This window comes from Streptomyces sp. MCA2, assembly GCF_023544705.1.
Classification (GTDB): Bacteria; Actinomycetota; Actinomycetes; order Streptomycetales; family Streptomycetaceae; genus Streptomyces; species Streptomyces decoyicus.
Genome location: NZ_JAMJFM010000038.1, coordinates 1 through 24,125 on the forward strand (window position 1 = coordinate 1; position 24,125 = coordinate 24,125).

Below are 24,125 nucleotides of genomic sequence, written 5' to 3' on the forward strand. Positions count from 1 at the left end.
TCCGCGAGGAACTCGGCGTAGGTCCGGCGGCCGTCGGCGTGTTCCGGAGTGAGGTTTCCGCCGCGGCGCAGTGCCGCGGCCGCGGCACCCGGCAGCCACAGCGGCAGTACCAGCCGACGCCGCCCGCCCGCCTCCAGCGTGGCCCGTACGAGGTCGCGGGCGTCCAGCACCTCGGGGCCGCCCAGGTCCGTGACCCGCCCGGCCGGCTCCCCGGCCGCCAACTCGGCCAGCCGGGCGGCGACTTCGCGTACCTCGACCGGCTGCACCCGTACGCCCGTCGGCAGCGGGAGCACCGGCGACCGGGCACCCGCCTTGATCACGTCGAGCACCAGATCGTGGAACTGCGTCGTCCGCAGCACCGTCCAGCCGATACCGGAGTCCTCGATCAGGCGCTCCACCGCGAGCTTGGTGCGGTAGTAGCCGATCGGGACCCGGTCCACGCCGACGATCGAGATGTACACCAGGTGCGGGATGCCCGCCGCCTTCGCCGCCTCCACGAGCTGCCCGGCCGCCTCCGTGTCACCGCCGGCCGGTGTCGAGGCACAGTGCACGATCACGTCCACGCCCGCCACCGCCTCGGCCAGGCCCGTGCCGTCGCGCAGATCGACCGCGTACGACCGCGGCTGTGGGCGCGTCATGCCGGTGTGCGGCCGCCGGCTGAGCGAACGGACGTCATGGCCGTCGTCGAGCAGCCGGTCGACGAGGGGCCGCCCGAGTGTGCCCGTGCCGCCGGTCACCAGAATTGTCGCCATCGCGGATCAGTCCTTGAGAGGGTGAGGAGCGGGTTCCTTCCCGCTATGACGAATGACGCGCGCCCGCTGTGACAGGCGGCGCGCCGGGGGTGCTGTGAGGCAGCCCACAGCGCTTCGCCCGCATGGGCGACTACCGGGCGTGGCAGACTGAAGCTGTACTGACATAAGAAGCAGCAGCGCACTCCGGGGTCGGTGTAATTCCGAACCGGCGGTAACAGTCCGCGACCCGTCCGCAGCCAGCGGCCGGTTGAGCAGGTGAAATTCCTGCACCGACGGTGAAAGTCCGGATGGGAGGCAGTGCGCGGCGGGCCAGCTTCGGTACACCGCCGTCGGCGGCGCGTCCGGTTTTTTCCGGGCGGGTCCTCCTTTCCGGTCGCGGTGTTCCCGTGGTGTTGTTCCGCTTTCTGTCGTCCAGACAGCCCCGGAGTCCGTGCCCTGAGAGGCAGGAGGACCCGGTGGCCACCGCAGCCCCCGTAGAGACCGCGGCGATGCGCCGAGCCATTGAGCTCGCCGCGCGCGGCCTCGGGCACACCAGCCCCAACCCCGTGGTCGGCTGTGTCGTCCTGGACTCCGCGGGCCGCACGGTGGGCGAGGGCTGGCATCAGCGGGCCGGCGGGCCGCACGCCGAGGTCCATGCCCTGCGCGACGCGGGCGAGCGGGCCCGGGGCGGCACCGCACTGGTCACCCTCGAACCCTGCAACCACACCGGCCGCACGGGCCCCTGCGCCCAGGCGCTGATCGACGCCGGGATCGTCCGCGTCGTCTACGCCGTCTCCGACCCCAACCCGGCCGCCACCGGCGGCGCCGTCACCCTGGCCGACGCCGGGATCGACGTCGAGGGCGGACTGCTCGCCGACGAGGCCGCCGCCGGCAACGAGGCCTGGCTGACCTCGGTCCTGCGCCGCCGCCCCTTCGTCCTGTGGAAGTACGCCGCCACCCTCGACGGCCGGATCGCCGCCGCCGACGGCACCAGCCGCTGGATCAGCTCGCCGCAGTCGCGTGCCGATGTGCACCGGCTGCGGGCCGCCGCGGACGCCGTCATCGTCGGCTCCGGCACCGCCCGCGCCGACGACCCGCAGCTCGGCGCCCGGATCAGCGGACTGGCCGACGACGAGATCAGCCAGCCGCTGCGGGTCGTCGTCGACTCCGGCGCCACCGCCGTCAAGGCCGGCGCCCGCGTCCTGGACGGCTCCGCGCCCACACTGATCGCGGTCGCCGAGGACGCCGACGCAGCCCACCTCGAAGGCCTCGCCCCGATCGTCCGGCTGCCGCGGGCCGCCGACGGCCGCGGGCTGCACATCCCCGCACTGCTCCAGGCCCTGTACGAGCGCGAGGTGCGCTCGGTCCTGCTCGAAGGCGGTCCCACGCTCGCCGGGGCCTTCCTCGCCGCCCAGGCCGTCGACAAGGTCGTCGGCTATCTCGCCCCGGTGCTGCTCGGCGCCGGACCGGCCGCCGTCGGCGACGCCGGAATCACCACCATCGCCCAGGCGTTGCGGCTCGACGTGACCGACACCGCACGGCTCGGACCCGACCTGCGCATCACCGCCACCCCCATCCGCCACGCCCTCCACGAGGAGAACTGAAGTGTTCACCGGAATCGTCGAAGAACTGGGTGAGGTCGTCGCCGTCGAGAACCTCGGTGACTCCTCCCGCTTCCGGCTGCGCGGCCCCGTCGTCACCGAGGACGCCAAGCACGGTGACTCGATCGCCGTCAACGGCGTCTGTCTGACGGTCGTGGACACCGCCGACGGTGAATTCACCGCCGATGTGATGGCCGAGACCCTGAACCGCTCCAGCCTCGGTGCGCTGGCCGCCGGCTCGCGGGTCAACCTGGAGCGCCCGATGGCGCTCGGCGGGCGGCTGGGCGGACACCTCGTCCAGGGCCATGTCGACGGCACGGGGACCATCGTCGAGCGCATCCCCGGTGAGCACTGGGAGATCGTCAAGGTCGCGCTGCCGGCCGCGCTGTCCCGCTATGTCGTCGAGAAGGGCTCGATCACCGTCGACGGCGTCAGCCTGACCGTGGTCGACGCCGGGGACGACTACTTCACCATCAGCCTCATCCCCACCACCCTCGACCTGACCACCCTGGGCATCAAGAAGGCCGGCGACCCCGTCAACCTTGAGGTCGACGTCCTCGCCAAGTACGTCGAGCGGCTGCTCGGCCGGGGCTCCGCCGATCTCCAGGACCTGGAGGAAATCAAGGAGATGGAACGGTGAGCGTCCTCGATACGCTGAACGGCCAGGCCTTCACGGCCTTCGGGCAGCACGTCATCTGGTCGGACATGATCGGCAACACCATCGGTCTGGCCGCCCTGGCGCTCGGCTGGCGGCGCTCCATCTGGACCTGGCCCGCCCAGTTCCTCTCCGGCGTGATCCTCGTCGCCGCCTACGCCTCCGCCCACCTCAGCGGCGGCGTCGGCAAGCAACTCCTCGTCATCGGCGTGGCGTTGTGGGGCTGGCGGCAGTGGCAGCGCGGCCGGCAGCAGGCGCAGGACGGCTCCATCGCCGTACGCTTCGCCGGCCGGCGCGAGCGGATGCTGCTGCTGGGCGGCACCGCCCTGGGCACCGCGGCCGTCGGCACCCTGTTCACCCTGATCCCGCAGCTGTCCTGGAACCCCTGGCCGGACGCCTACATCTTCGTCGGCACGCTCGCCGCGATGGTCGCCCAGGCCCGTGGTCTGGTCGAGTTCTGGTTCGCCTGGCTGCTGGTCGACGTCGTCGGCGTCCCGCTCGCCTTCAGCAGCGGGCTGGTCTTCTCCGGCCTCGTCTACGTCGTCTATCTCGCCCTCGTCGTGTGGGGCATGCGCGACTGGTGGCTGCGCTCGCGCGCCGCCGACCGCACCGTCCTGGAAGGAGCAGCGGCATGACCGCCCTCAAGAGCTGGTACGACACCGAGAACGCCGACGAGACGGGTTCCCTGGCGCTCGATCCCGTCGAGCAGGCCATCGCCGATATCGCCGCGGGCCGTCCCGTCGTCGTCGTGGACGACGAGAACCGCGAGAACGAGGGCGACCTCGTTCTCGCCGCGGAGAAGGCCACCCCCGAGATCGTCGCCTTCATGATGAGCGAGTGCCGCGGACTGATCTGCGCCCCCATGGAGGGCCCGGAGCTGGACCGGCTGGAACTCCCGCAGATGGTCGAGCACAACACCGAGTCGATGCGGACCGCCTTCACCGTCTCCGTCGACGCCACCGCGGCGCACGGCGTCAGCACCGGTATCTCCGCGGCCGACCGTGCCACCACCCTGCGGCTGCTCGCCTCCGGGGAATCGGCCGCCGGCGACTTCGTCCGGCCCGGCCACATCTTCCCGCTGCGCGCCCGGCCCGGCGGGGTGCTGGTCCGCAACGGCCACACCGAGGCCGGTGTCGACCTCGCCCGGCTGGCCGGACTGCGCCCGGCCGCCGCCATCGTGGAGATCGCGGGCGAGGACGGCACGATGCTGCGGCTGCCGGAGCTGGTGCCGTTCGCCCGCAAGCACGGACTGTCCATCATCTCCATCGAGGACCTGATCGCCTACCGGCAGTCGTCCGAGCCCACCGTCCGCCGCGAGGCCGAGACCCGCCTGCCCACCGCACACGGCGAATTCACCGCGTACGGCTACCGCTCCACCGTCGACGGCGTCGAGCACATCGCGCTGGTCGCCGGCGAGCTCGGCGACGGCGAGGACGTCCTGGTCAGGGTGCACTCCGAGTGCCTGACCGGCGATATCTTCCACTCGCTGCGCTGCGACTGCGGCCCCCAGCTGGAGGCCTCGCTGAAGCAGATCAGCGAAGCCGGCCGGGGCGTGGTGATCTACCTCCGCGGTCACGAGGGCCGCGGCATCGGGCTGCTGTCCAAGCTGCGCGCGTACGAACTCCAGGAGCGCGGCCGCGACACCCTCGACGCCAACCTCGAACTGGGCCTGCCCGCCGATTCCCGCGACTACGCCGCCGGCGCGCAGATGCTCCGGGACCTCGGCGTGCGCTCGCTGCGCCTGATGACCAACAACCCCGAGAAGACCACCGCCCTGGTGCGGCACGGCCTGCGGGTCAGCGGCCGCGAGCCGATGCCCGTCAAGGCCGGTGAACACAATCTGCGGTATCTGCGCACCAAGCGGGACCGGATGGGACACGACCTGCCCTGGCTGGACCCCGCTGCGGGCACCGTTCCCCCCTCGGTACGAGCGGGGGAGGCCCCCGCCACCGGAGCGGCCGACACCGCGCCCCCTGCCGCCACCACCTGCGACAACCAGTAGCCACCCGGCGCCACATCACCACCACGGCACCGAGTCACCACCACCACCCGGCACCACGCCACCACCCGTAAGACCGGCACCATCACCCGTAAGAGGAGAACCATGAGCGGCAAGGGCGCACCCGAACTGACCGTGAAGAACTGCGGCGACCTGCGGGTGGCCGTCATCGCGGCGCAATGGCACGAGCAGGTGATGAACGGCCTCGTGGACGGCGCGCTGCGCGCCCTGACCGAGCTCGGCATCGACGAGCCCACCCTGCTGCGGGTGCCCGGCGCCTTCGAGCTCCCGGTCGTCGCCAAGGTGCTGGCCGGCCGCGGCTATGACGCGGTGGTCGCCCTCGGCGTGGTCATCAAGGGCGGCACCCCGCACTTCGACTACGTCTGCCAGGGCGTCACCCAGGGCCTGACCCAGGTGTCGGTGGACACCGGCGTACCGGTCGGCTTCGGCGTGCTGACCTGCGACACCGAGCAGCAGGCGCTCGACCGGGCCGGCCTCGAAGGATCCACCGAGGACAAGGGCCACGAAGCGGTCACCGCCGCGGTCGCCACCGCCGCGACCCTGCGCACGGTGTCCGAGCCCTGGCGCTGACGGCCCGCCCCTCACCCGTCGGCTCGCTTCGGCCGAGGCGCTGCGCGCCGCGGCCTCATCTCCGCGTAGGGTAGTCACCATCATGTCCAAGAAGACGTTCGAGGAGCTCTTCTCCGAGCTCCAGAAGAAGGCCGCCACGGGCGACCCCGCCACCTCCCGTACCGCCGAGCTGGTGCAGGCCGGTGTCCATACGATCGGCAAGAAGGTCGTCGAGGAGGCCGCCGAGGTGTGGATGGCCGCCGAGTACGAGTCCGACGAGGCCGCCGCCGAGGAGATCTCCCAGCTCCTCTACCACCTCCAGGTCATGATGGTCGCCAAGGGCATCTCGCTCGACGACGTCTACGCCCACCTCTGATCCACCCCCCTGCACCCACCGCAACACCCCTTAGCTGCAAAGGAAATCGCTCTCATGCTGCGCATCGCTGTCCCCAACAAGGGTTCACTGTCCGAGCCTGCGTCGGCGATGCTCCATGAGGCCGGGTACCGCCAGCGCAAGGACCGCAGGGAACTGGTCCTGGTCGACGCCGAGAACGAGGTCGAGTTCTTCTTCCTGCGGCCGCGCGACATCGCGGTCTACGTCGGCTCCGGCAAGCTCGACATCGGCATCACCGGCCGTGACCTGCTGCTGGACTCCGGCTCGCCGGCCGAGGAGATCCTCCAGCTCGGCTTCGCCGGCTCGACGTTCCGCTACGCCACCCGCCCGGGTACCGCCAAGGACGTCACCGAGTTCGGCGGCATGACGATCGCCACCTCGTTCTCCGGCCTGGTCCGGCAGCACCTCGCCGACAACGGCGTGGACGCCTCCGTCGTCCACCTCGACGGCGCCGTGGAGACCGCCATCCAGCTCGGCGTCGCCGAGATCATCGCGGATGTCGTGGAGACCGGCACCACCCTGCGCAACGCCGGGCTGGAGATCATCGGCGAGCCGATCCTGAAGTCCGAGGCCGTGGTCATCCGCGGCACCGGCGCGCCGGACGACGACCCGAAGGTGCGCCAGTTCCTGCGCCGTATGCAGGGCGTCCTGGTGGCCCGCCGGTACGTGATGATGGATTACGACATCCGGGTCGAGCACGTCGAGAAGGCCGTCGGCCTCACTCCGGGCCTGGAGTCGCCGACCGTCTCCCCGCTGCACCACGAGGGCTGGGTCGCGGTCCGCTCGATGGTCCCGTCCAAGGACGCCCAGCGCATCATGGACGAGCTCTACGACCTCGGCGCCCGCGCGATCCTGACCACCGGTATCCACGCCTGCCGGCTGTGACCGGCGGCCGCTGACCACCCGTACCCACCGCTTCACCCCCCGACGGAAGACCCACGACGTGTCCGCGCCCCTGCCCAGCCTCCCGGTGACCTTCCGGCCGACCCGCACCCGGGTCGTCCTGTACACCGTCGGCATCGCCCAGCTCGCCGCCCTCACCGCGATCGCGCTGCTGCTGCCGAAGCTGAGCGGCGGCGAGCGGCTGAGCTTCATCGTCACCGGACTGCTGGTGCTCGCCGTCCTCCTGCTGCTCAGCCGCCCCAGGGTGGTGGCGCGGCAGGAGGGCGTCACGGTGATCAACCTCACCACCAGGCGCGAACTGGCCTGGGCCCAGGTGCTGCGCGTCAACCTCCGCGAAGGCGACCCCTGGGTCCATCTCGACCTCGCCGACGGCACCAGCCTGCCCGCGATGGGCATCCAGCCCGGTATTGCCAAGGACCAGGCCATCCGGGACGCCCGCGCGCTGCGCGACCTCACCGAGAAGCACGGTGCTGTCGACCACACGGCCGGTTGAGCCTGCCCTAATCAGGCTCCCGCTGTTTACTCTGTTCTCCGGGGCGCACCCTGCGCCCTGCCCCTCAGTGGGCCCACCACGACCCGAGGAGTGACTCCCTCCGGCAATGGACGGATCGTCCTGTAGTACCTGCGCCGCCCCTCCCCAACCCCCGCATACCACGGAGGCGGCGGCATGACCGGCCCCCTGCTGCTGCTCGCTGCGGCTCTCGTCCTGATCCTGGCCAACGGTTTCTTCGTCGCCGCCGAGTTCGGACTCGTCACCGTCGAGAAGGCGGATGCCGAACGGGCCGCCGCCGACGGCGACCGCCGCGCCCCCACCGTCGTCTCCGCCCTGCGGGAACTCTCCTTCCAGCTGTCCGGCACCCAACTGGGCATCACGATCACCTCGTTGGTGGTCGGTATGCTCGCCGAGCCCGCGCTGGCCGAGCTGCTGTCCGGCCCGCTGGCCGCCACCGGCCTGCCCGCGGGTGCGGTCCCCGGCACCGCCGTCGTCCTCGGCATGCTGCTGGCCTCCGCGGTCCAGATGGTCGTCGGGGAGCTGGTGCCGAAGAACTGGGCGGTCTCCAAGCCACTGCCCGTCGCCCGTGTCGTCGCCGGCCCCCAGCGGGCCTTCTCCCGGTTCTTCCGCCCGGTGATCACCCTGCTGAACACCGTCGCCAACCGTCTGGTGCGTGCCCTGGGCGTGGAGCCGACCGACGAGCTGGCCTCCGCCCGTACCCCCGGCGAACTGGTCTCGCTCGCCCGGCACTCCGCCCGCGCGGGCGCCCTGGAGCAGGACACCGCGGACCTGTTCGTCCGCACCCTCTCGCTGGGCGACCTGACCGCGGAGAACGTCATGACGCCGCGCGTACGGGTGAGCGCCCTCCAGGCGTCCGCGACCGCCGAGGACGTGGTCAACCTGACCCGCGCCACCGGACTCTCCCGTTTCCCCGTCTACCACACCCGCCTCGACGAGATCGTCGGCATGGTGCACCTCAAGGACGCGCTGGCCGTCCCGGCGCACGACCGGCTGCGCATCCCGGCGGCACGGATCGCGGTGCCGCCGCTGCTGGTGCCCGAGACCCTGCCCGTGCAGCCGCTGCTGGAGCGGCTGCGCAGGGAACAGCCGATAGCGGTGGTCGTCGACGAGTACGGCGGCACGGCCGGTGTGGTCACCCTGGAGGACATCATCGAGGAGCTCGTCGGCGAGGTCCGCGACGAGCACGACGGCGTGGACCTGCCAGAACTCGGCCAGGCCCCGCCCGAGGAGGGCCGCCCCGCCTGGGACGCCGACGGCGGCTGCCGGGTGGACACCCTGCGGCGGATCGGCCTGGACGCCCCGGAAGGACCGTACGAGACGGTGGCAGGACTGGTGGCACACATACTCGGCCGGATCCCGGCCCCCGGCGACATCGCGGAACTCGACGGCTGGCGGCTGCGGGTGCGGCTGGTGTCGCACCACCGCGCCGAGCGGATAAGGCTCGTACGGACCGCCACCGTCATGGCGCCCGCGGTCCCCGAGGCGCCCCGTGAGCCCGTCGTGGTGGGCGCGGAGGTGGCCCGATGACACTGGCCCAGCTGCTCTTCGCGGTGCTGCTCGTGCTCGCCAACGGCTTCTTCGTCGGCGCCGAGTTCGCCCTGGTCTCCGTACGCCGCAGCCAGATCGAACCACTGGCGACCGAAGGCTCCACCCGGGCCCGGCAGGTGCTGCACGGGCTGGAAAACCTCCCGCAGATGATGGCCGCCGCCCAGTTCGGCATCACCGTCTGCTCCCTCACGCTCGGCGCGGTCGCCGAGCCGACCGTCGCGCACCTCCTGGAGCCGGTCTTCGAGGCCGTCCGTCTCCCCGCGGCGCTCGTCCACCCGCTGGGCTATGTCATCGCCCTGGCGGTGGTGGTCTTCCTCCACCTCGTCATCGGCGAGATGGTTCCGAAGAACCTGGCGATGGCGGCGCCCGAGAAGACCGCCCTGTGGTTCAGCCCCGGCCTCGTCGCCTTCGCCCGGCTGTGCCGCCCGGTGACCGCGCTGCTCGGCGCCTGCGCCCGCGGGGTGCTGCGGCTCTTCGGCGTGGAGCCGAAGGACGAGGTGGAGGCGGTCTTCACCAGTGAGCAGCTGACCCATCTCGTCGAGGACTCGGGCCAGGCGGGCCTGCTCGACCCGGCCGAACAGGAACAGCTCTCCGACGTCCTGGAACTGGGCAGCCGGCCCGTCACGGACGTCCTCCTCGACCGGGCGGGACTGGTCACCGTCGAACCGACCGTGACCCCCCGCCAGGTGGAGGAGCTGACCGTACGGACCGGATACTCCCGCTTCCCGGTGTGTGCCCCCGGCGGCGCGTACATGGGCTATCTCCACGTCAAGGACGTCCTCGACCTGGAGGAACGCGACCGCGCGGTGCCCCAGCGCATCTGGCACCCGATGACGACCCTGCGCGCCGAACTACCCCTGGACGACGCCCTCACGGCGATGCGCCGGGCCGCCTCCCATTTGGCGGCGGTCGCCGACGCGACCGGCCGGGTACTCGGCCTGGTCGCACTGGAGGACGTCCTGGAGATGCTGGTCGGCGAGGTCCGCGACCCGGCCCACCGCCGGGCCCCCGCCGCCCGCGACCGCAGAGGCGCGAGCGACCGGGTCAGCGAGCCCCGTGAGGAGGCAACACTGCCGGCCGAGGATCCGGCCATGGCGCGCTGAGGCGGGCGGAGTGGATCCGGTCCGGGCTTTCCGCCGCCGTAGCGGACGGGCCGGAGGCGGTAGGCCGAGTGCGGTAGGCCGGGTGCGGTGTCAGCCACGTTCGTGAACTGCACGCCTGCCGGGGGCGACGGGACTCCGCTGGCCAGGCCGGGGCGGTGTCTTGGGGATCAGCCGGGCCCGGGGTGATCCGCAAGACCCGCCCTAGAGATCCAGCCCCTTGGGCGGCGGCCCCTGGACGTCCGGGCCGCGGCCCGAGAGGACTTCGCCGTAGGCCTGCATCAGGTCGGGCAGCCGGAGGGTGGCGAGGTCGTCGCGGGTGGGGGTGCCGTGCCAGGTGGACAGCCGCAGATCGCGGTAGGCGCAGCTCTTCTCGTAGAGGGTGCGCAGAAAGCGGCCGTTGCCCAGCTCGTCGATCCAGCCCTGGTCGACGACATGGCCGCTGATGCTGCACAGCTCGTCGCGGGACTCCTCGTCCCAGCAGTCGCCGTTCTCGGCAGCCAGTACCTCGCCGATCGCGGTCAGCTCCAGCGGCCGGTAGCTGGGGAAGTCGACGCGGCTGGTGAAGCGGGACGACAGGCCGGGGTTGGTGGCCAGCAGCCGGTCCATGCCCTCGGGGTAGCCGGCCAGGATGACGACGAGGCGGTCGCGGTTGTCCTCGGCGCGCTTGAGCAGCACCTGAAGTGCCTCGTCGCCGTACGCGTCGCCCTTGCTGTAGCCGGAGTTGGACAGGCTGTACGCCTCGTCGACGAACAGCACCCCGCCCAGCGCCGAGTCGATCAGCTCATTGGCCTTGACGGCGGTCTGGCCCAGGAACTCGCCGACCAGATCGGACCGTTGGGCCTCCACGAGATGATCGCCGCCGAGGAGCCCCAGGGCGTAGAAGACTCGCCCCAGTATCCGGGCCACGGTCGTCTTGCCCGTGCCGGACGGGCCGGAGAAGACGAAGTGTCGTTTCGGCGGCTGGACCGGCAGGCCCTGGCTCGCCCGCAGCCGCGCCATCCGCAGCTGGGCCGACAGCGCGCGCACCTGCCGTTTGACCGGCTCCATGCCGACCATTCGCTCCAGCTCCGCCAGGGCCTTCTCCAGCAGCACCGGATCGGCGGGCCCGGCGGGCAGCCGCTCGGCGCCACGCGGCACCGGCGCCGTCGCCTTGACCCGGGCCGCGGCATCGCTCCCGGCCGGGGCGGGGCCCACCTCGTCGTCGGGCCCGTCCGCCTCGCCGGTCACCAGCAGCTCACGTCCGTCGACCGGATCGAGCGGGGCCAGATCGCCGCCGGCCTCCTGGCCGAAGCCGGACGCGGAGACCGTCGCGAGGTCGGCGCCCTCGTCCAGGCCGTCTCCCTCCGCGATGGCGGCGAGCCGTGCCGCGGTGTCCATGAAGGCCGGGTCGACGCGGTGCACCGCGCGGTAGAGGGGGAGTGCCGCGGCGCTGCGGCCGGTGCCCTCATGGGCGCGGGCGAGCCAGTAGCGCAGCTCCTTGCGCTGCGGCTGCTCGCTGCGGCAGCGCATCAACGCGGCCGACAGCAGCGGCTCGGCCTGCCCGTACATCTCCAGCCGCACCCGCGCCATACCGCCGAACAGCCCGGCCTCGATGCCCAGTACCGGATCGGCGAGCAGCGGCTCGGTGTGCCGTACGAGCTGGTCCCAGTCCTTGACGAGATAGGCGCGGCAGGCGTGCAGAAAGCGCACCTGGGGGTCGGTGTCGACCGGTGGGCAGCCGGCCAGCGCCTGGTCCAGCTCGGCGACATGACGGCCGTCGAGCCAGTGGGAGGCGTGGGCGAGCAGCAGATCGCGGCCGGTCTCCAGCACCGGCTGCACCCACCAGCCCAGCCAGTACCAGGAGTTGAGGGTGCGTCGGTGGCGGGCGCGCATCTCACCGAAACGGTCGCGGTGGCGGTGCATCCGCAGCAGCGCTATGGAGGTGTCGGCGCGCAGTGCGTGCAGACCGAGCCAGGCGTCGGCCATCGACGGGTCGAGTCGCACCGCGGCCCGGAACTCCTCCTCCGCCTGCGGATAGGCGCCCACGGTGTAGGCGTCCACCGCGCGCAGCCAGGCGAGCTCGGCCGGGGCGGGCGAACCCTGAGTGCCGACATCCATCCCGTCCCCCCACAAAACGTCCCCCCGAGTACCGCCGGGCGCGTGCCGGCCGCGGCCTCGTGAACCGGCGTACGGCGGGCGGGAGTTGACCGGCTCCGCGCGCATATCGGTCCTGGCCTGCGGTGGCACAGACTCGCATCGTACCCGCGGTATCGGCGCAGGCCGTAGAGGGCGGTACGGGGCAAGAGCGGAAGACGGGGTGCGGCGCGGCGGCGCGAAGAATGCGGTGACCCAGGGTGAGGGAGAGGCGGCGCCGAGCGGCGGCAAGAGGTGATTTAGCACAGAACGAAGCCCCCGATCACGGGGGAACAACCGGGGGCTTCGCATCTGCGGGCGGTCCGTAGAACCGCACATTGAGAACGTAAGTCCTGTACGGCCCCCAGGTCAAGCCGAGTTGGGGCACTCGGCGGGACCCTGTCGGCGCCGTTCGACCACTCGGCCGCTGTCCGTCACAGAGCGTGAAATGCGGGCCCCGTCACGGCGCCGCGGAAGGTCCCACGAGCACCTCGTACCCCTTCTGTTCCTGGTGCACCAGGAAATCGGCATACGGACGCGAAGGGTCCGCCTTGAAGTGCGCGCGCTCCGCCGGAATCCAGCCACTCCAGAAGGCGGAGAGCCCCGGTCCGTCCCGGAGTTGTCCTCTTTCCCAGGAGTGCTCGCTCGCCAGTTCCATCCACAGCAGGCACGCCAGCGAGGGCCGCAGCGCCCGCCGCCCCGCGCCCACACCTTCGACCAGCACCAGCGGCGCGGGCGCCAGCGCACGCTCCTCGGTGAACTCGCCGCGCACCCAGTCGTAGACGCCGTACCGCGCCGTCTCGCCCCGGGACAGCGGACCCAGCACCTGGGCGGCGAACCGCTCGCTCCAGGCGAACAGTTCCTCATGGGTGGCGAGGTCGTCGGTGTGCACCACCGGCGCACCGCCCAGCGCATCGGCCAGCCGACCGGCGAACGTGCTCTTGCCCGACCCCGCGTGCCCGTCCACCGCGATCAGCCGCACCGGCCCACAGGAGGGCGGCAGGGCGCGCAGCCGGGCGGCGAGCGGAGCCAGATCGCGATCCATTGCGCCAGCGTACGCGGGGGTCCCACACCGCCGCGCCCGCCAGTGGTCCACACCAATATTCGTGCGGCGACGCGCGCCGCAGCGCCTTCCGAAGCAGGCCCGGAACCGGAATAGTTGAGCCACTGCCGACCCGCCCGTGCCCGCTCGGGGCCCGGCCCGACCCTCCGCACCCACTCGTACGCATCCGACTGGGGGACCTCCATCATGACCAGCTCCGCGCCCCGGCGCACCGTCCTGGCCGCCGCCCTCGCCGCCGCGGCGGGTGTCGCCGCCCCCTCCGCGCAGGCCGCCGGCACCTCCCGCAGACCCGCCGCGGCCCCGGCCACCGGTACCACCCCGGCCACCGCCACCACTCCCGACGCCGCCGCGCGCCGACCGAAGAGCCTCGTGGACTATCACGCCTGGACCACCGCATCCGACTGGACCAAGGGCCACGCCAAGGGCACCGCCGTCGCACACGGCGCCCGGCCCGGCATCCGCCTGGCGCACCCGGCCGGCACCTCCGACTACAAGGATCCGCACACCGGCAAGACCGCCACCTGGGAGTACGCGACCTGGACCTCTCCGGCCCACCGTCTCAGGGTCCCCGCCACCGAGGTCATCGCCTCGTGGAACGCGCACACTCCGTCCGGCACCTGGATCGCCGTCGAACTGCGCGGCACCTACACCGATGGCGGCCGCACCCCCTGGTACGTCATGGGCCGCTGGACCGCCGGCGACAGCGACGCCGACATCCGGCGTACCTCCGTCGACGGCCAGAAGGACGGCAAGAGCAGCATCTCCACGGACACCTTCGCCATCGACACCCCGGCGAGCGGCCTCCGCCTGACCTCCTACGAGCTCCGCGTCACCCTCTACCGCAAGCCCGGTGGCACCCTCACCCCCACCGTCTGGCGGCTGGGCGCCATGGGTTCGGACGTCCCCGACCGCTTCGAGGTGCCGGCGTCCGCGCCCGGTCTCGTCGGCCGTGAGCTGGTCGTCCCCCGCTACTCGCAGGAGATCCACAAGGGCCAGTACCCGGAGTACGACAACGGCGGCGAGGCATGGTGCAGCCCCACCTCCTCCCAGATGATCATCGAACACTGGGGCCGCAGGCCCACCCAGCAGCAGCTGTCCTGGGTCAACCCCGACTACGCCGACCCCCAGGTCTGCCACGCCGCCCGCTACACCTTCGACTACCAGTACGAAGGCTGCGGCAACTGGCCCTTCAACGCCGCCTATGCCGCCACCTACCGGGACCTCCAGGGCATCGTCACCCGCCTGTCCTCCCTCACGGACGCCGAACGCCTCATCCACGCAGGCATCCCGGTCATCACGTCCCAGTCCTTCCTGAAGCCCGAACTCGACGGCGCGGGCTACGGCACCGCGGGCCACCTGATGACCGTCATCGGCTTCACCAAGGACGGCGACGTCATCGCGAACGACCCGGCCTCGCCCGACAACGCCGCGGTCCGGCACGTCTACAAGCGCCGGCAGTTCGAGAACATCTGGCTGCGGACGAAGCGGAAGAACGCCGAAGGCAAGGTCGTCGGCGGCAGCGGCGGCGTCTGCTACCTCTACTTCCCGGCCAAGCCGGCACCAACTCAGCGCCGGGTTCTGGCGGAGCTGGGAATCCGCTGAGCAGGGGTGCCCTGATGGTGGCCTCGATGCCCTGACGGCAGCGGTCACTGCCGCCGAGGGGGAGGTGGCCGTACCGGTCCACCGTGATCTTGATAGAGCTGTGGCCCATCCAACGCGACACCTCGTGGATGGGCACGCCGTTGCTCAGGGTTACGGTGGCCCATTTGTGTCGGAGGTCGTGAGGGTTGTAATCGGGAAGCCCGAGGCGTTTGAGGGCACGATCCCAGGACTTACGAAAGAGGTCCGGGTAGATCATTCCCCCGGCCTGATTACGTATGGGGAGTCGCTCAATGAGCGGTGCCAGGGTGATGGGCCCAGGTATATTGCGCCACTCGCCCTCTTTCCGGTGCTTCAGGGGAGCGTAGAGAGCAACATATTTACCCGACGCATCCTTGATGCGAACAACTTGTCGTCGGCAACGCAAGGTGCCGTCGAGGATGCCCTCCGGGAAAACTCCCAGTGACTCGCCGATGCGCAATCCGCAACTGGCCATGAGCCATACTGCCGGCTCCAAGCGGACCCCACCCCGTCCGCCGACGCCGGCCGGGACCCGCTGTTCCTGGTGGGCCGGGGTCTCGATTCGTGGGTTGTCCGCGCCCGTGGCGGGTTGGGCGGGGTTGCCCTGGGGGGCGTCCTTGGCGTCTTGGAGGAGGCTGCCGTCGTCCTTGCTGTAGAGGTGGCCGGCGGCGTCCGTGTAGTTCCCCGTGAAGGGGTCCTTCACCGTGTGCGCGGGGAGGGTTACCGTGCCTTCGGGCAGCTTGATTCTGCCGCGCGTGTAGCGCCTTGACGGCCGTGCTGCCACTTGGAGTCGATCAAGTCTGCCGACTCCTCAAGACCGCCGAATTCCCTCACCTATGTCTGCTCGGCTGTTGTGCGATCCGTTGTTGGCAGGCTATGCCTGACGATACGCACGGTCACGGAAGCGTCTCCTTGGTGACGTCCAATCGTCAGCTCCTCATTCCTTATTCAGAGCTTGTCCGTCAGATTTGGGCCCAATCCGTCTTCGTCGGCATCTGGCGCCGCGATGCCGAATTCGGTAGCGACCCCGAAGTAAGTTGGCTCACCGAGTTCTGGTGCGACACCGAGCGTATTATTGAGTCCCCTCAACGCGTCCGCAAGCCGCGGCGCATTCCTGGTCTGCACTTCATGGTGAGGACGGCCAAAAAAGTCGAACGACCCCCAGATGTCATGGTGGACGGAGAGGGTGGCTGTCGGTCCATAGGAGCCAGTTGTCACGGATAGGTCCACCAATCGCGGCTCCTTGCGTGCCTTACCTTCAGCATCAAACCATGTTCCAGAACCAACAATCTGCAAACTATTGAATTTCGAGTCTGGGAAGGAGGCGGGCTGGCTTCCGAGTACCTTATCAGGCAAGGAAGGATCATCCAGTGGAGTGAAGACGGACACCCTACTCATGATGCCGGTGAAGCCAGATCCACGTACGTACCATTTGCACTCCAGGCTGACCGGATTAAGCAGGTCGAATCGATTTAGCACTTCGGCCATCCTGGCAGCAACACGCAAGGCGGATTGAAGTCCTGGAGGAATTACCTCTCCGAGGTCCCAGAACCATGATCCGCATTCCTTCGGGGCGCGCATTAGAGTTGACATTCTTTCCCCTTACGGGTAGATGGAGCCATCAGTCGGAATCTTAATCGCTCCATCCTCGAAGCGCAGGAGGAATGTAACTCCGGATTCCTCTGCTAGCTCCTCCATAGCTCCAAAAACCCGAGGTTTCAAGGTCGATATTGAATGATGAACATCGAGGATGGCAACGCCTTGCCGCATAAACTCATAGTCCAACTGGCCAGCTGAACTCTCTGCATTCTTCAGCACCTTCTTGGCGCTAGATACATTTTTGAGCTGGTACCCGTAATCGATCCCCCCGTTGGCATTTCGGGTGTAGACATCCAGGTCCCACGGTGTCGTAGGATCTCCGAACTCAAATCCAAGACGCGTAAACCCTCGACTCTGTAGTTCGGTCGCATGAGTAAGAGCCATGTAAGCGGCTGGAACCATGCTGCTGAGGGGATCACTCCGACTGGGCCCCTTCTTGCACATCTTTAGAATCCCATCGTAATTCTCCACCCCGCGAAGATGCCCGCGGTTGATGAGTTCAGCAACGCCTGCCCCGTAGGGGTCCTTGCTGAGACTACGCACGACAAGTGCCCGATCTCCCTGATCCAGCTTTGCGTGGCTGAGCTCTGCGAGAAGGTCGGCTTCCTGCTCCGGCCTTAGCGGCCCCGTGTGTGTCTGCGCGACCTCGTTGGGCACCCGGCCGTACCTGCTCGGATCGACGTCCGGCACAATGCTGGCCGCGTCGCTGTGTGCACCGGTTTCTAGGCTGTCGCCCGTATGGGTCGCGTCGTCGGCGCTGTCGCCAAGATCGTCGAGGCCGCCCGCGCCCGGGGTCTCTGGGTGGACGGAGCCGGGTATGGCGTTGTCGGCCGTTGTGCCGCCCGGGATCGCATTGTCGGTCGTGGAGCCGCCAGACACGTCGCGGCCGCCGCCCGTGGACGGCGTCTCCGTGTGGCTGCCGCCGGTCGTGGGGGCGTGGTCGCTGGTGCGGCCTGGTCCGCCTGCCCCGTTGTCCACGTTGTTCGTGGGCATATGGCTGCCCGCGCTGCCGTCCGGGGCGCCGTGGTCGCCGGTGCGGGCCGGGTCGGAGGCTTCCGAGCCGACGCGTGTGAAGTCGTCGCGCCGTCCGCCGACGCCGGCCGGGACCCGCTGTTCCTGGTGGGCCGGGGTCTCGATTCGTGGGTTGTCCGCGCCCGTGGCGGGTTGGGCGGGGTTGCCCTGGGGGGCGTCCTTGGCGTCTTGGAGGAGGCTGCCGTCGTCCTTGCTGTAGAGGTGGCCGGCGGCGTCCGTGTAGTTCCCCGTGAAGGGGTCCTTCACCGTGTGCGCGGGGAGGGTTACCGTGCCTTCGGGCAGCTTGATTCTGCCGCGCGTGTAGCGCCTTGACGGCCGTGCTGCCACTTGGAGTCGATCAAGTCTGCCGACTCCTCAAGACCGCCGAATTCCCTCACCTATGTCTGCTCGGCTGTTGTGCGATCCGTTGTTGGCAGGCTATGCCTGACGATACGCACGGTCACGGAAGCGTCTCCTTGGTGACGTCCAATCGTCAGCTCCTCATTCCTTATTCAGAGCTTGTCCGTCAGATTTGGGCCCAATCCGTCTTCGTCGGCATCTGGCGCCGCGATGCCGAATTCGGTAGCGACCCCGAAGTAAGTTGGCTCACCGAGTTCTGGTGCGACACCGAGCGTATTATTGAGTCCCCTCAACGCGTCCGCAAGCCGCGGCGCATTCCTGGTCTGCACTTCATGGTGAGGACGGCCAAAAAAGTCGAACGACCCCCAGATGTCATGGTGGACGGAGAGGGTGGCTGTCGGTCCATAGGAGCCAGTTGTCACGGATAGGTCCACCAATCGCGGCTCCTTGCGTGCCTTACCTTCAGCATCAAACCATGTTCCAGAACCAACAATCTGCAAACTATTGAATTTCGAGTCTGGGAAGGAGGCGGGCTGGCTTCCGAGTACCTTATCAGGCAAGGAAGGATCATCCAGTGGAGTGAAGACGGACACCCTACTCATGATGCCGGTGAAGCCAGATCCACGTACGTACCATTTGCACTCCAGGCTGACCGGATTAAGCAGGTCGAATCGATTTAGCACTTCGGCCATCCTGGCAGCAACACGCAAGGCGGATTGAAGTCCTGGAGGAATTACCTCTCCGAGGTCCCAGAACCATGATCCGCATTCCTTCGGGGCGCGCATTAGAGTTGACATTCTTTCCCCTTACGGGTAGATGGAGCCATCAGTCGGAATCTTAATCGCTCCATCCTCGAAGCGCAGGAGGAATGTAACTCCGGATTCCTCTGCTAGCTCCTCCATAGCTCCAAAAACCCGAGGTTTCAAGGTCGATATTGAATGATGAACATCGAGGATGGCAACGCCTTGCCGCATAAACTCATAGTCCAACTGGCCAGCTGAACTCTCTGCATTCTTCAGCACCTTCTTGGCGCTAGATACATTTTTGAGCTGGTACCCGTAATCGATCCCCCCGTTGGCATTTCGGGTGTAGACATCCAGGTCCCACGGTGTCGTAGGATCTCCGAACTCAAATCCAAGACGCGTAAACCCTCGACTCTGTAGTTCGGTCGCATGAGTAAGAGCCATGTAAGCGGCTGGAACCATGCTGCTGAGGGGATCACTCCGACTGGGCCCCTTCTTGCACATCTTTAGAATCCCATCGTAATTCTCCACCCCGCGAAGATGCCCGCGGTTGATGAGTTCAGCAACGCCTGCCCCGTAGGGGTCCTTGCTGAGACTACGCACGACAAGTGCCCGATCTCCCTGATCCAGCTTTGCGTGGCTGAGCTCTGCGAGAAGGTCGGCTTCCTGCTCCGGCCTTAGCGGCCCCGTGTGTGTCTGCGCGACCTCGTTGGGCACCCGGCCGTACCTGCTCGGATCGACGTCCGGCACAATGCTGGCCGCGTCGCTGTGTGCACCGGTTTCTAGGCTGTCGCCCGTATGGGTCGCGTCGTCGGCGCTGTCGCCAAGATCGTCGAGGCCGCCCGCGCCCGGGGTCTCTGGGTGGACGGAGCCGGGTATGGCGTTGTCGGCCGTTGTGCCGCCCGGGATCGCATTGTCGGTCGTGGAGCCGCCAGACACGTCGCGGCCGCCGCCCGTGGACGGCGTCTCCGTGTGGCTGCCGCCGGTCGTGGGGGCGTGGTCGCTGGTGCGGCCTGGTCCGCCTGCCCCGTTGTCCACGTTGTTCGTGGGCATATGGCTGCCCGCGCTGCCGTCCGGGGCGCCGTGGTCGCCGGTGCGGGCCGGGTCGGAGGCTTCCGAGCCGACGCGTGTGAAGTCGTCGCGCCGTCCGCCGACGCCGGCCGGGACCCGCTGTTCCTGGTGGGCCGGGGTCTCGATTCGTGGGTTGTCCGCGCCCGTGGCGGGTTGGGCGGGGTTGCCCTGGGGGGCGTCCTTGGCGTCTTGGAGGAGGCTGCCGTCGTCCTTGCTGTAGAGGTGGCCGGCGGCGTCCGTGTAGTTCCCCGTGAAGGGGTCCTTCACCGTGTGCGCGGGGAGGGTTACCGTGCCTTCGGGCAGCTCGATTCTGCCGCCCGGGAGTTTGGTCGCCCCTTCCGGAATGGCGGCGCCGTCGGGCAGCTGGATCGTGCCGTCCGGCATCTTGGTGGCTCCCTCGGGCAGGCTGTAGGCGCCCTCGGAGATCTTCGGGGTCTCGACGTGGCCGAGGCCCTTGAGGTGAGCGATCACGTCGCCGACCTTTGACAGGCCCGCGCCTGCGCCCTTGATGACGTAGGTCATCGGGTCGACGGCGCTGCCCACCTTGCTGACGACGGACAGCCCCTTGGCCAGCGCGCCAGCCTTGCCCGCGCCCTGCACGGCGGCACCGCCACCGCGCGTGAAGACGGCGGTCACGATATTGAAGGTGACTGCGCCGGCGGCACGGGAGCCGTTCGATTCCCACTGGTCCCAGGCCACAAGAGCCTTGCCGGTATCCAGCACCGCGGTACGCGAGTCGCGCAGCCAGGAGGGGAGCATCTTCCCCGGCGCCATCCAGTAGGCGACGTTCAAACCGGGCGTGGTGGTGATCGCCACAGCGGTGGAGAGCTTGGCCAGACCGAGCCACGCCTCGCCGGCGGCGTCCCCGCCGTGCCCGCCGAACAGGGTGTAAATGCCGTCGATGGTGCCCCACACGCCGTCGACGATGAAGCCCTTGCCGAAGTCGTAGGCGTGCTCCCACACCTGCCACCAGGGAACGGACTCCTCGACCGCATCGCCCCAGGGCAGGCTCCTGGATGCCTTGAGGGCTTCGGCGTCGTAGCCGTATCCCTTCTTGTGGGAGGCGTCGATCGTGTGGAGCGCCTTGCCGCCTACCAGCGCGACGATCTTGGCGTGGCAGTCGCGTTCGGCTTCCTGGAACGCGGCCCAGACCTCGGCGATCTTGTTGCGGCGATTGAGGTTCTCGTCGGTCAGGTCGCCGTCCTCGCTCCAGTCGTCTTCGGCGGCCTCGTTGTCGCGGAAATCGGCGGCCTCCTGCTTGAGCTGCTCCAGCCGGTGGATCAGTGGCCTGATCTCACGGGCGTAGGTGCCCAGAGCCCCGGCGATGACATGCATGTCGTCACTCAGGTCGTGTGCCGTGCGCTCCACCGGCTTGGTGACGCCGAACAGTTGCTCCGCCTCGGGCGCCTTGTAGAAGGCAGCCAGACCGCCGAAGGACTTGTGGACGTCCGAGCCGGCGGTTTGGACCTTGGAGCCGCCGTGGGACAGTGCCTTCGTCTTGGCTTCCAGAACGTCCAGATCACCGGTGAAGACCGGTATATCGGCCGGGTCGACCGGTCCGCCGCTCACTTCTTCTTCCCCCCGAAGTCCTTGAGAGCGTCCAGACGCACCCCGTGGGCGGCGTTCTGTGCGTTCTTGGCCGCCTCCAGATCGCCTTGGACGTATTCATTGGTGGCTTTGGCAGCCCCCAGGACGGCGGCCTGGCAGCGATCGGCCATTGCCTTCATGTGCGGCTTGCGTTTCGTCACGTACTCGGACAGGGCCGCGGCGACCGGCCCCGTCGCCGTCTGCGTGAACAGGGAGGTGGCCGCCGGTCCCAACGGCTTGTTCCTCGGCGCCCACGGCCCGGGCGATAGCGGCGTTCGGGCCTGCGTGCCCGGCACGGCCGTACCCGCTGCCTGAGCCGCCTCCTGTATGTCAGAGAGCAGTGTGCTGAGGGCTTTCCCCAGATCTTCGGCATGTGTGCCGACGACCTTCAACTGGCCCTGCACTCCCTGCGGCTGAATGTCCCATGACGCCATGAACGCCCCCCTGCGTACACATTTCTTGCACCGGCGCCGCGACCCGCGCGGCGCCGTCCCCCACGGCCGGCAATCCGTCCGCGCACTCCGAAGGATTGACTTATCTGTCGATGCGCTGAGGCCGGATCAGCCGATGTTGTCGACCGCGGCCTTCGCGCGTGCGAGCGTCTGGTGCGCGGTGCCGTCGTTCTTCTCCAGCGTCGTCTTCAGCAGCTGGATGATGCTCCTGACCTCCTGCGAGGCGCGGTTCCAGCGCAGTTCCTTGCCGTGGTACTCCTCCGCGACACCATCCGCGGCGAAATCCGACATCGCCGCCTTCACCTGCGCGTCACGCGCCGCGATCACCTGCTCCAGGCGCGCGATCACCGCCTGGATGTTGCCTTGCGCCTCCGCGGACGCACCCGAGTCGTACGAACGACGGTCCATGCCAGCAGCCATCACAATCACTCCCCCTGAGATCTGAGTACTTGAGCCGCAATCGGGCTGTCAGCGGCCCGAGAAGCGGGCCGCGTCGAAGTTCGCCGCCGACATCTGCGACCGGGCGTTGTCGGCCTGCTCCTGGTCGCCCGAGCCGAAGGCCGTCTCCATGCCCGACTGTCCGCCCACAATCGCGGCCAGCGCACTGTTCAACTCCGCCGCGATCTCGTCCGAGTGCGACTTGAACGAGTCGAACGCCGCCTTGCCCGACCCGTTGAACTTGCCTTCCAACGGCTGTGCTGCTTGCACGAGCTGACGGATCAACGTCCCCAGCTCCGTGCTCGACCCCTGCGACTTCGACCTCAGGGTCGAGAGCGTCTGCGCCCCCATGTCGAACTTCATCAGGCTCCCCCCGCCAGACTTGACGATCGTATGTACGGTCATGCCTATCAATTGCGAAGTCATTGGTGCAATCCGCAATCCCGATGCTATGCCCAAGGTCTGACAACGGCTCAAAACAGCCTGGAGCCCGCCCACCTGCCCATGCCGGCAGGGTGCTTGGCAGAGAGGTCCACGCGCACGTTCCCCCCTGTGCCAGGCGCTCTCACTCGCCTTTCAGATGCCGCATCAGGCGTTCGAAGTCCTGCCAGCCCGACAGATCCAACGGGTCACCGGGCAGCGGGTAGTACATCGCAGGGCGGGTCTTCGGACCGAGGGAGACAGGCGGCTTGGACAGCGGCGTCTTCCGGGCACGGTCGCCGGGCATCTGGCGGACCTCCTCCGCGCCGAGCACAAAGGCCACTGGGACACCGGGCCCCTCGAAGCGGGGCGGCACCGCCAGATCCCGGCGAGCTTTGCGGATCTGGACGAGCATCGACAGGAGGCGGTGGCGGGTGGCGAGCAGCTCCGCGGCCCTGGGAAGGGAGTCCACCGGCGGCTCCTCGTCGGAGCCGTAGCCGAACATCAGCGTGACGTACTCCTCCACACCCGCCTTCGTCCGGCTGACGCGCACCGTGGCCAATGCCGGCCGGTCAGGGTTGCCGACCACCACGAACCAGGTCGGCTCGGGCGCCCGCTCGTAGGCGAGGTCGGTCATCTGGCGCGGCGACCAGGGGAGGTTGGCGGGCTCGGCGGTTCCCCATCCCGCCGGGGGCTCGCCGGTGAGTTCGCGCCATATCGACTCCAGCGCACCGCCGAGGACCAGACGGTCGTCTGCGGGGTGGACCGTGCGGAAGGTAATGGCCAGCTGCTGTTCGCCGCTGTCCGTGACCTCCTGGTAGGAGGCGGCTACCGGGGTGCGTGGGTCATCGGCGGTCGCGTCGGCTGCCGCTACCGGTTGGAACATGCCGTCCTGCCAGCGCAGGACGGCTCCGGACTGTCCGTCGTAGTAGCCGTCCCGCTCGTCGCGCACGACCCAGCGGGATGGCCAGTTGCTCAGGCTGGCGCGTACGGCCGGGGAGAGCGTGGTTCCTGGCGGGGTGACGACCTGGAGGCCCAGCTCTGCGCCGGCGGCGGACTGGAATGCGTCCTGGAGCCAGGCTGTCATGGCAACCACCGGGCGGTCCTGGATGACGACGGCGACCTTGTCGGTAAGGACGTCGACGGCGGGCTGCGCGGCGGCGGGCGTGGGCGCAACGCTCACACCGTCGGTCTTCACCACCGCCAGGGACTGCGCGGCCTCAGGCGGCCAGGCCGAGCCGTCGGCCAAAGCGGCCAGCCGGGCCGCGAAGGTGCCCGCGAGCCGCTCGGCTTCTTCCACACCGGTGGTCGCGCGGGCCTCTGTCCACCAGTACGGCACCGGTGGCGGGGTGGCTCCGAGCAGTCGCTCGGCCTCGCCTTCGACCTGGACGAGCAGCGGTGCTTCAACGGAGACGAGGGGGCGTCCCTCCTCGTCGCAGAGCCGCACGACGGCACCCTCGCCTGTCGTGTCCATTAGCTTGTCCGGGCCTCCGGAGAGCAGTCCCGCGAGCATGGCCGACGGGTCGGGCATGCGTTGGGTGAGGGCGATGACATCCTTGGTCATGTTGTTCTCGTCCGGTCCTTCGTCGTCTGTGGCAGCGGTGCCGTACGGGTAGTGGCCCGCGTGGGCG

22 protein-coding genes, 1 pseudogene and 1 riboswitch are annotated in these 24,125 nt (G+C 69.1%); of the genes and pseudogenes, 11 read left to right on the forward strand and 12 right to left on the reverse strand.

The window, feature by feature from the left end; all coding sequences use genetic code 11:
- On the reverse strand, positions 1–752 hold a 752-nt coding region (locus M8I34_RS27340), incomplete at its 3' end, for an SDR family oxidoreductase (RefSeq protein ID WP_250053635.1).
- 174 nt (positions 753–926) lie between these two features.
- A riboswitch (FMN riboswitch) is annotated at positions 927–1,057 on the forward strand.
- Between the two features lie 150 nt (positions 1,058–1,207).
- Between M8I34_RS27340 and ribD the strand changes: the two genes are divergently transcribed.
- The 10 genes from ribD to M8I34_RS27390 all read left to right on the forward strand — a co-directional run bounded on the left by ribD (position 1,208) and on the right by M8I34_RS27390 (position 10,018).
- A complete protein-coding gene (ribD, locus tag M8I34_RS27345) occupies positions 1,208–2,335 on the forward strand; it encodes a bifunctional diaminohydroxyphosphoribosylaminopyrimidine deaminase/5-amino-6-(5-phosphoribosylamino)uracil reductase RibD (RefSeq protein ID WP_250053637.1) in 1,128 nt (375 codons plus the stop codon).
- A gap of 1 nt (position 2,336) precedes the next feature.
- On the forward strand, positions 2,337–2,972 hold the full coding sequence (locus M8I34_RS27350; protein ID WP_030987391.1) for a riboflavin synthase: 636 nt from the start codon (positions 2,337–2,339) through the stop codon (positions 2,970–2,972).
- Positions 2,969–3,622, forward strand: coding sequence for a nicotinamide mononucleotide transporter family protein (locus tag M8I34_RS27355; RefSeq protein WP_030987392.1), 654 nt, complete (start codon positions 2,969–2,971; stop codon positions 3,620–3,622). The genes M8I34_RS27350 and M8I34_RS27355 overlap by 4 nt, the downstream gene beginning before the upstream one ends.
- Positions 3,619–4,989 carry a bifunctional 3,4-dihydroxy-2-butanone-4-phosphate synthase/GTP cyclohydrolase II gene (locus tag M8I34_RS27360; protein ID WP_250053639.1) on the forward strand — a complete coding sequence of 457 codons (1,371 nt, stop codon included), beginning with the start codon at positions 3,619–3,621 and terminating at the stop codon, positions 4,987–4,989. The genes M8I34_RS27355 and M8I34_RS27360 overlap by 4 nt, the downstream gene beginning before the upstream one ends.
- Before the next feature lie 102 nt (positions 4,990–5,091).
- Positions 5,092–5,577, forward strand: coding sequence for a 6,7-dimethyl-8-ribityllumazine synthase (ribH, locus tag M8I34_RS27365; protein WP_086720683.1), 486 nt, complete (start codon positions 5,092–5,094; stop codon positions 5,575–5,577).
- Positions 5,578–5,659: 82 nt separating this feature from the next.
- Positions 5,660–5,932 carry a phosphoribosyl-ATP diphosphatase gene (locus M8I34_RS27370; protein WP_030080818.1) on the forward strand — a complete coding sequence of 91 codons (273 nt, stop codon included), beginning with the start codon at positions 5,660–5,662 and terminating at the stop codon, positions 5,930–5,932.
- Between the two features lie 54 nt (positions 5,933–5,986).
- Positions 5,987–6,835, forward strand: a complete 849-nt coding sequence (gene hisG / locus M8I34_RS27375; protein WP_030080817.1) for an ATP phosphoribosyltransferase — start codon at positions 5,987–5,989, stop codon at positions 6,833–6,835.
- Positions 6,836–6,893: 58 nt separating this feature from the next.
- The gene (locus tag M8I34_RS27380; RefSeq protein WP_244416020.1) at positions 6,894–7,346 is read left to right on the forward strand and encodes a PH domain-containing protein; all 453 of its coding nucleotides are present in this window, start codon (positions 6,894–6,896) and stop codon (positions 7,344–7,346) included.
- Positions 7,347–7,520: 174 nt separating this feature from the next.
- Positions 7,521–8,894: a hemolysin family protein gene (locus M8I34_RS27385; RefSeq protein WP_250053642.1), complete on the forward strand. Its 1,374-nt coding sequence runs from the start codon at positions 7,521–7,523 to the stop codon at positions 8,892–8,894.
- Positions 8,891–10,018, forward strand: a complete 1,128-nt coding sequence (locus M8I34_RS27390; RefSeq protein ID WP_244416022.1) for a hemolysin family protein — start codon at positions 8,891–8,893, stop codon at positions 10,016–10,018. Before M8I34_RS27385 ends, M8I34_RS27390 begins: the two co-directional genes overlap by 4 nt.
- 201 nt (positions 10,019–10,219) lie before the next feature.
- On the opposite strand, the gene M8I34_RS27395 is transcribed toward M8I34_RS27390, so the two are convergent.
- Both M8I34_RS27395 and M8I34_RS27400 read right to left on the reverse strand, forming a co-directional pair.
- Positions 10,220–12,115, reverse strand: a complete 1,896-nt coding sequence (locus M8I34_RS27395; RefSeq protein ID WP_244416023.1) for an AAA family ATPase — start codon at positions 12,113–12,115, stop codon at positions 10,220–10,222.
- A gap of 475 nt (positions 12,116–12,590) precedes the next feature.
- Positions 12,591–13,175 (reverse strand): uridine kinase, encoded by a 585-nt coding sequence (locus tag M8I34_RS27400; RefSeq protein WP_250053644.1) that lies wholly within the window; start codon positions 13,173–13,175, stop codon positions 12,591–12,593.
- Between the two features lie 204 nt (positions 13,176–13,379).
- Here M8I34_RS27400 and M8I34_RS27405 point away from each other — a divergent pair, with 204 nt between their 5' ends.
- Positions 13,380–14,795, forward strand: coding sequence for a peptidase C39 family protein (locus M8I34_RS27405; RefSeq protein WP_250053646.1), 1,416 nt, complete (start codon positions 13,380–13,382; stop codon positions 14,793–14,795).
- 73 nt (positions 14,796–14,868) lie between these two features.
- On the opposite strand, the pseudogene M8I34_RS42025 reads toward M8I34_RS27405, so the two are convergent.
- The 9 genes and pseudogenes from M8I34_RS42025 to M8I34_RS27445 form a co-directional block, all read right to left on the reverse strand.
- A pseudogene (locus M8I34_RS42025) lies at positions 14,869–15,288 on the reverse strand (tyrosine-type recombinase/integrase); the annotation flags it as partial.
- A 473-nt stretch (positions 15,289–15,761) separates the two neighbouring features.
- Positions 15,762–16,394: a hypothetical protein gene (locus M8I34_RS27410; RefSeq protein WP_250053648.1), complete on the reverse strand. Its 633-nt coding sequence runs from the start codon at positions 16,392–16,394 to the stop codon at positions 15,762–15,764.
- Positions 16,395–16,415: 21 nt separating this feature from the next.
- Entirely contained in the window at positions 16,416–17,771 is a 1,356-nt protein-coding gene (locus M8I34_RS27415; protein WP_250053651.1) for a hypothetical protein, read from the reverse strand.
- Between the two features lie 164 nt (positions 17,772–17,935).
- Positions 17,936–18,568 (reverse strand): hypothetical protein, encoded by a 633-nt coding sequence (locus tag M8I34_RS27420; RefSeq protein WP_250053648.1) that lies wholly within the window; start codon positions 18,566–18,568, stop codon positions 17,936–17,938.
- Between the two features lie 21 nt (positions 18,569–18,589).
- Positions 18,590–21,166 carry a hypothetical protein gene (locus M8I34_RS27425; RefSeq protein ID WP_250053653.1) on the reverse strand — a complete coding sequence of 859 codons (2,577 nt, stop codon included), beginning with the start codon at positions 21,164–21,166 and terminating at the stop codon, positions 18,590–18,592.
- Positions 21,163–21,618 carry a DUF6507 family protein gene (locus tag M8I34_RS27430; protein ID WP_250053655.1) on the reverse strand — a complete coding sequence of 152 codons (456 nt, stop codon included), beginning with the start codon at positions 21,616–21,618 and terminating at the stop codon, positions 21,163–21,165. Before M8I34_RS27430 ends, M8I34_RS27425 begins: the two co-directional genes overlap by 4 nt.
- A gap of 126 nt (positions 21,619–21,744) precedes the next feature.
- Positions 21,745–22,056, reverse strand: a complete 312-nt coding sequence (locus M8I34_RS27435) for a pore-forming ESAT-6 family protein (RefSeq protein ID WP_093642528.1) — start codon at positions 22,054–22,056, stop codon at positions 21,745–21,747.
- Between the two features lie 48 nt (positions 22,057–22,104).
- The gene (locus M8I34_RS27440) at positions 22,105–22,437 is read right to left on the reverse strand and encodes a hypothetical protein (RefSeq protein WP_030080778.1); all 333 of its coding nucleotides are present in this window, start codon (positions 22,435–22,437) and stop codon (positions 22,105–22,107) included.
- A gap of 202 nt (positions 22,438–22,639) precedes the next feature.
- Positions 22,640–24,058: a DUF6177 family protein gene (locus tag M8I34_RS27445; protein ID WP_250053657.1), complete on the reverse strand. Its 1,419-nt coding sequence runs from the start codon at positions 24,056–24,058 to the stop codon at positions 22,640–22,642.
- Positions 24,059–24,125 lie beyond the last annotated feature (67 nt).

Coding starts and splice junctions, on each gene's coding strand:
- M8I34_RS27435 (WP_093642528.1), bottom strand. CDS start 22,056: ATGGCTGCTGGCATGGACCGTCGTTCGTACGACTCGGGTGCGTCCGCG.
- M8I34_RS27390 (WP_244416022.1), top strand. CDS start 8,891: ATGACACTGGCCCAGCTGCTCTTCGCGGTGCTGCTCGTGCTCGCCAAC.
- M8I34_RS27405 (WP_250053646.1), top strand. CDS start 13,380: ATGACCAGCTCCGCGCCCCGGCGCACCGTCCTGGCCGCCGCCCTCGCC.
- M8I34_RS27440 (WP_030080778.1), bottom strand. CDS start 22,437: ATGAAGTTCGACATGGGGGCGCAGACGCTCTCGACCCTGAGGTCGAAG.
- M8I34_RS27360 (WP_250053639.1), top strand. CDS start 3,619: ATGACCGCCCTCAAGAGCTGGTACGACACCGAGAACGCCGACGAGACG.
- ribH (WP_086720683.1), top strand. CDS start 5,092: ATGAGCGGCAAGGGCGCACCCGAACTGACCGTGAAGAACTGCGGCGAC.
- M8I34_RS27370 (WP_030080818.1), top strand. CDS start 5,660: ATGTCCAAGAAGACGTTCGAGGAGCTCTTCTCCGAGCTCCAGAAGAAG.
- M8I34_RS27430 (WP_250053655.1), bottom strand. CDS start 21,618: ATGGCGTCATGGGACATTCAGCCGCAGGGAGTGCAGGGCCAGTTGAAG.
- M8I34_RS27395 (WP_244416023.1), bottom strand. CDS start 12,115: ATGGATGTCGGCACTCAGGGTTCGCCCGCCCCGGCCGAGCTCGCCTGG.
- M8I34_RS27410 (WP_250053648.1), bottom strand. CDS start 16,394: ATGCGCGCCCCGAAGGAATGCGGATCATGGTTCTGGGACCTCGGAGAG.
- hisG (WP_030080817.1), top strand. CDS start 5,987: ATGCTGCGCATCGCTGTCCCCAACAAGGGTTCACTGTCCGAGCCTGCG.
- M8I34_RS27445 (WP_250053657.1), bottom strand. CDS start 24,058: ATGACCAAGGATGTCATCGCCCTCACCCAACGCATGCCCGACCCGTCG.
- M8I34_RS27420 (WP_250053648.1), bottom strand. CDS start 18,568: ATGCGCGCCCCGAAGGAATGCGGATCATGGTTCTGGGACCTCGGAGAG.
- M8I34_RS27400 (WP_250053644.1), bottom strand. CDS start 13,175: ATGGATCGCGATCTGGCTCCGCTCGCCGCCCGGCTGCGCGCCCTGCCG.
- M8I34_RS27385 (WP_250053642.1), top strand. CDS start 7,521: ATGACCGGCCCCCTGCTGCTGCTCGCTGCGGCTCTCGTCCTGATCCTG.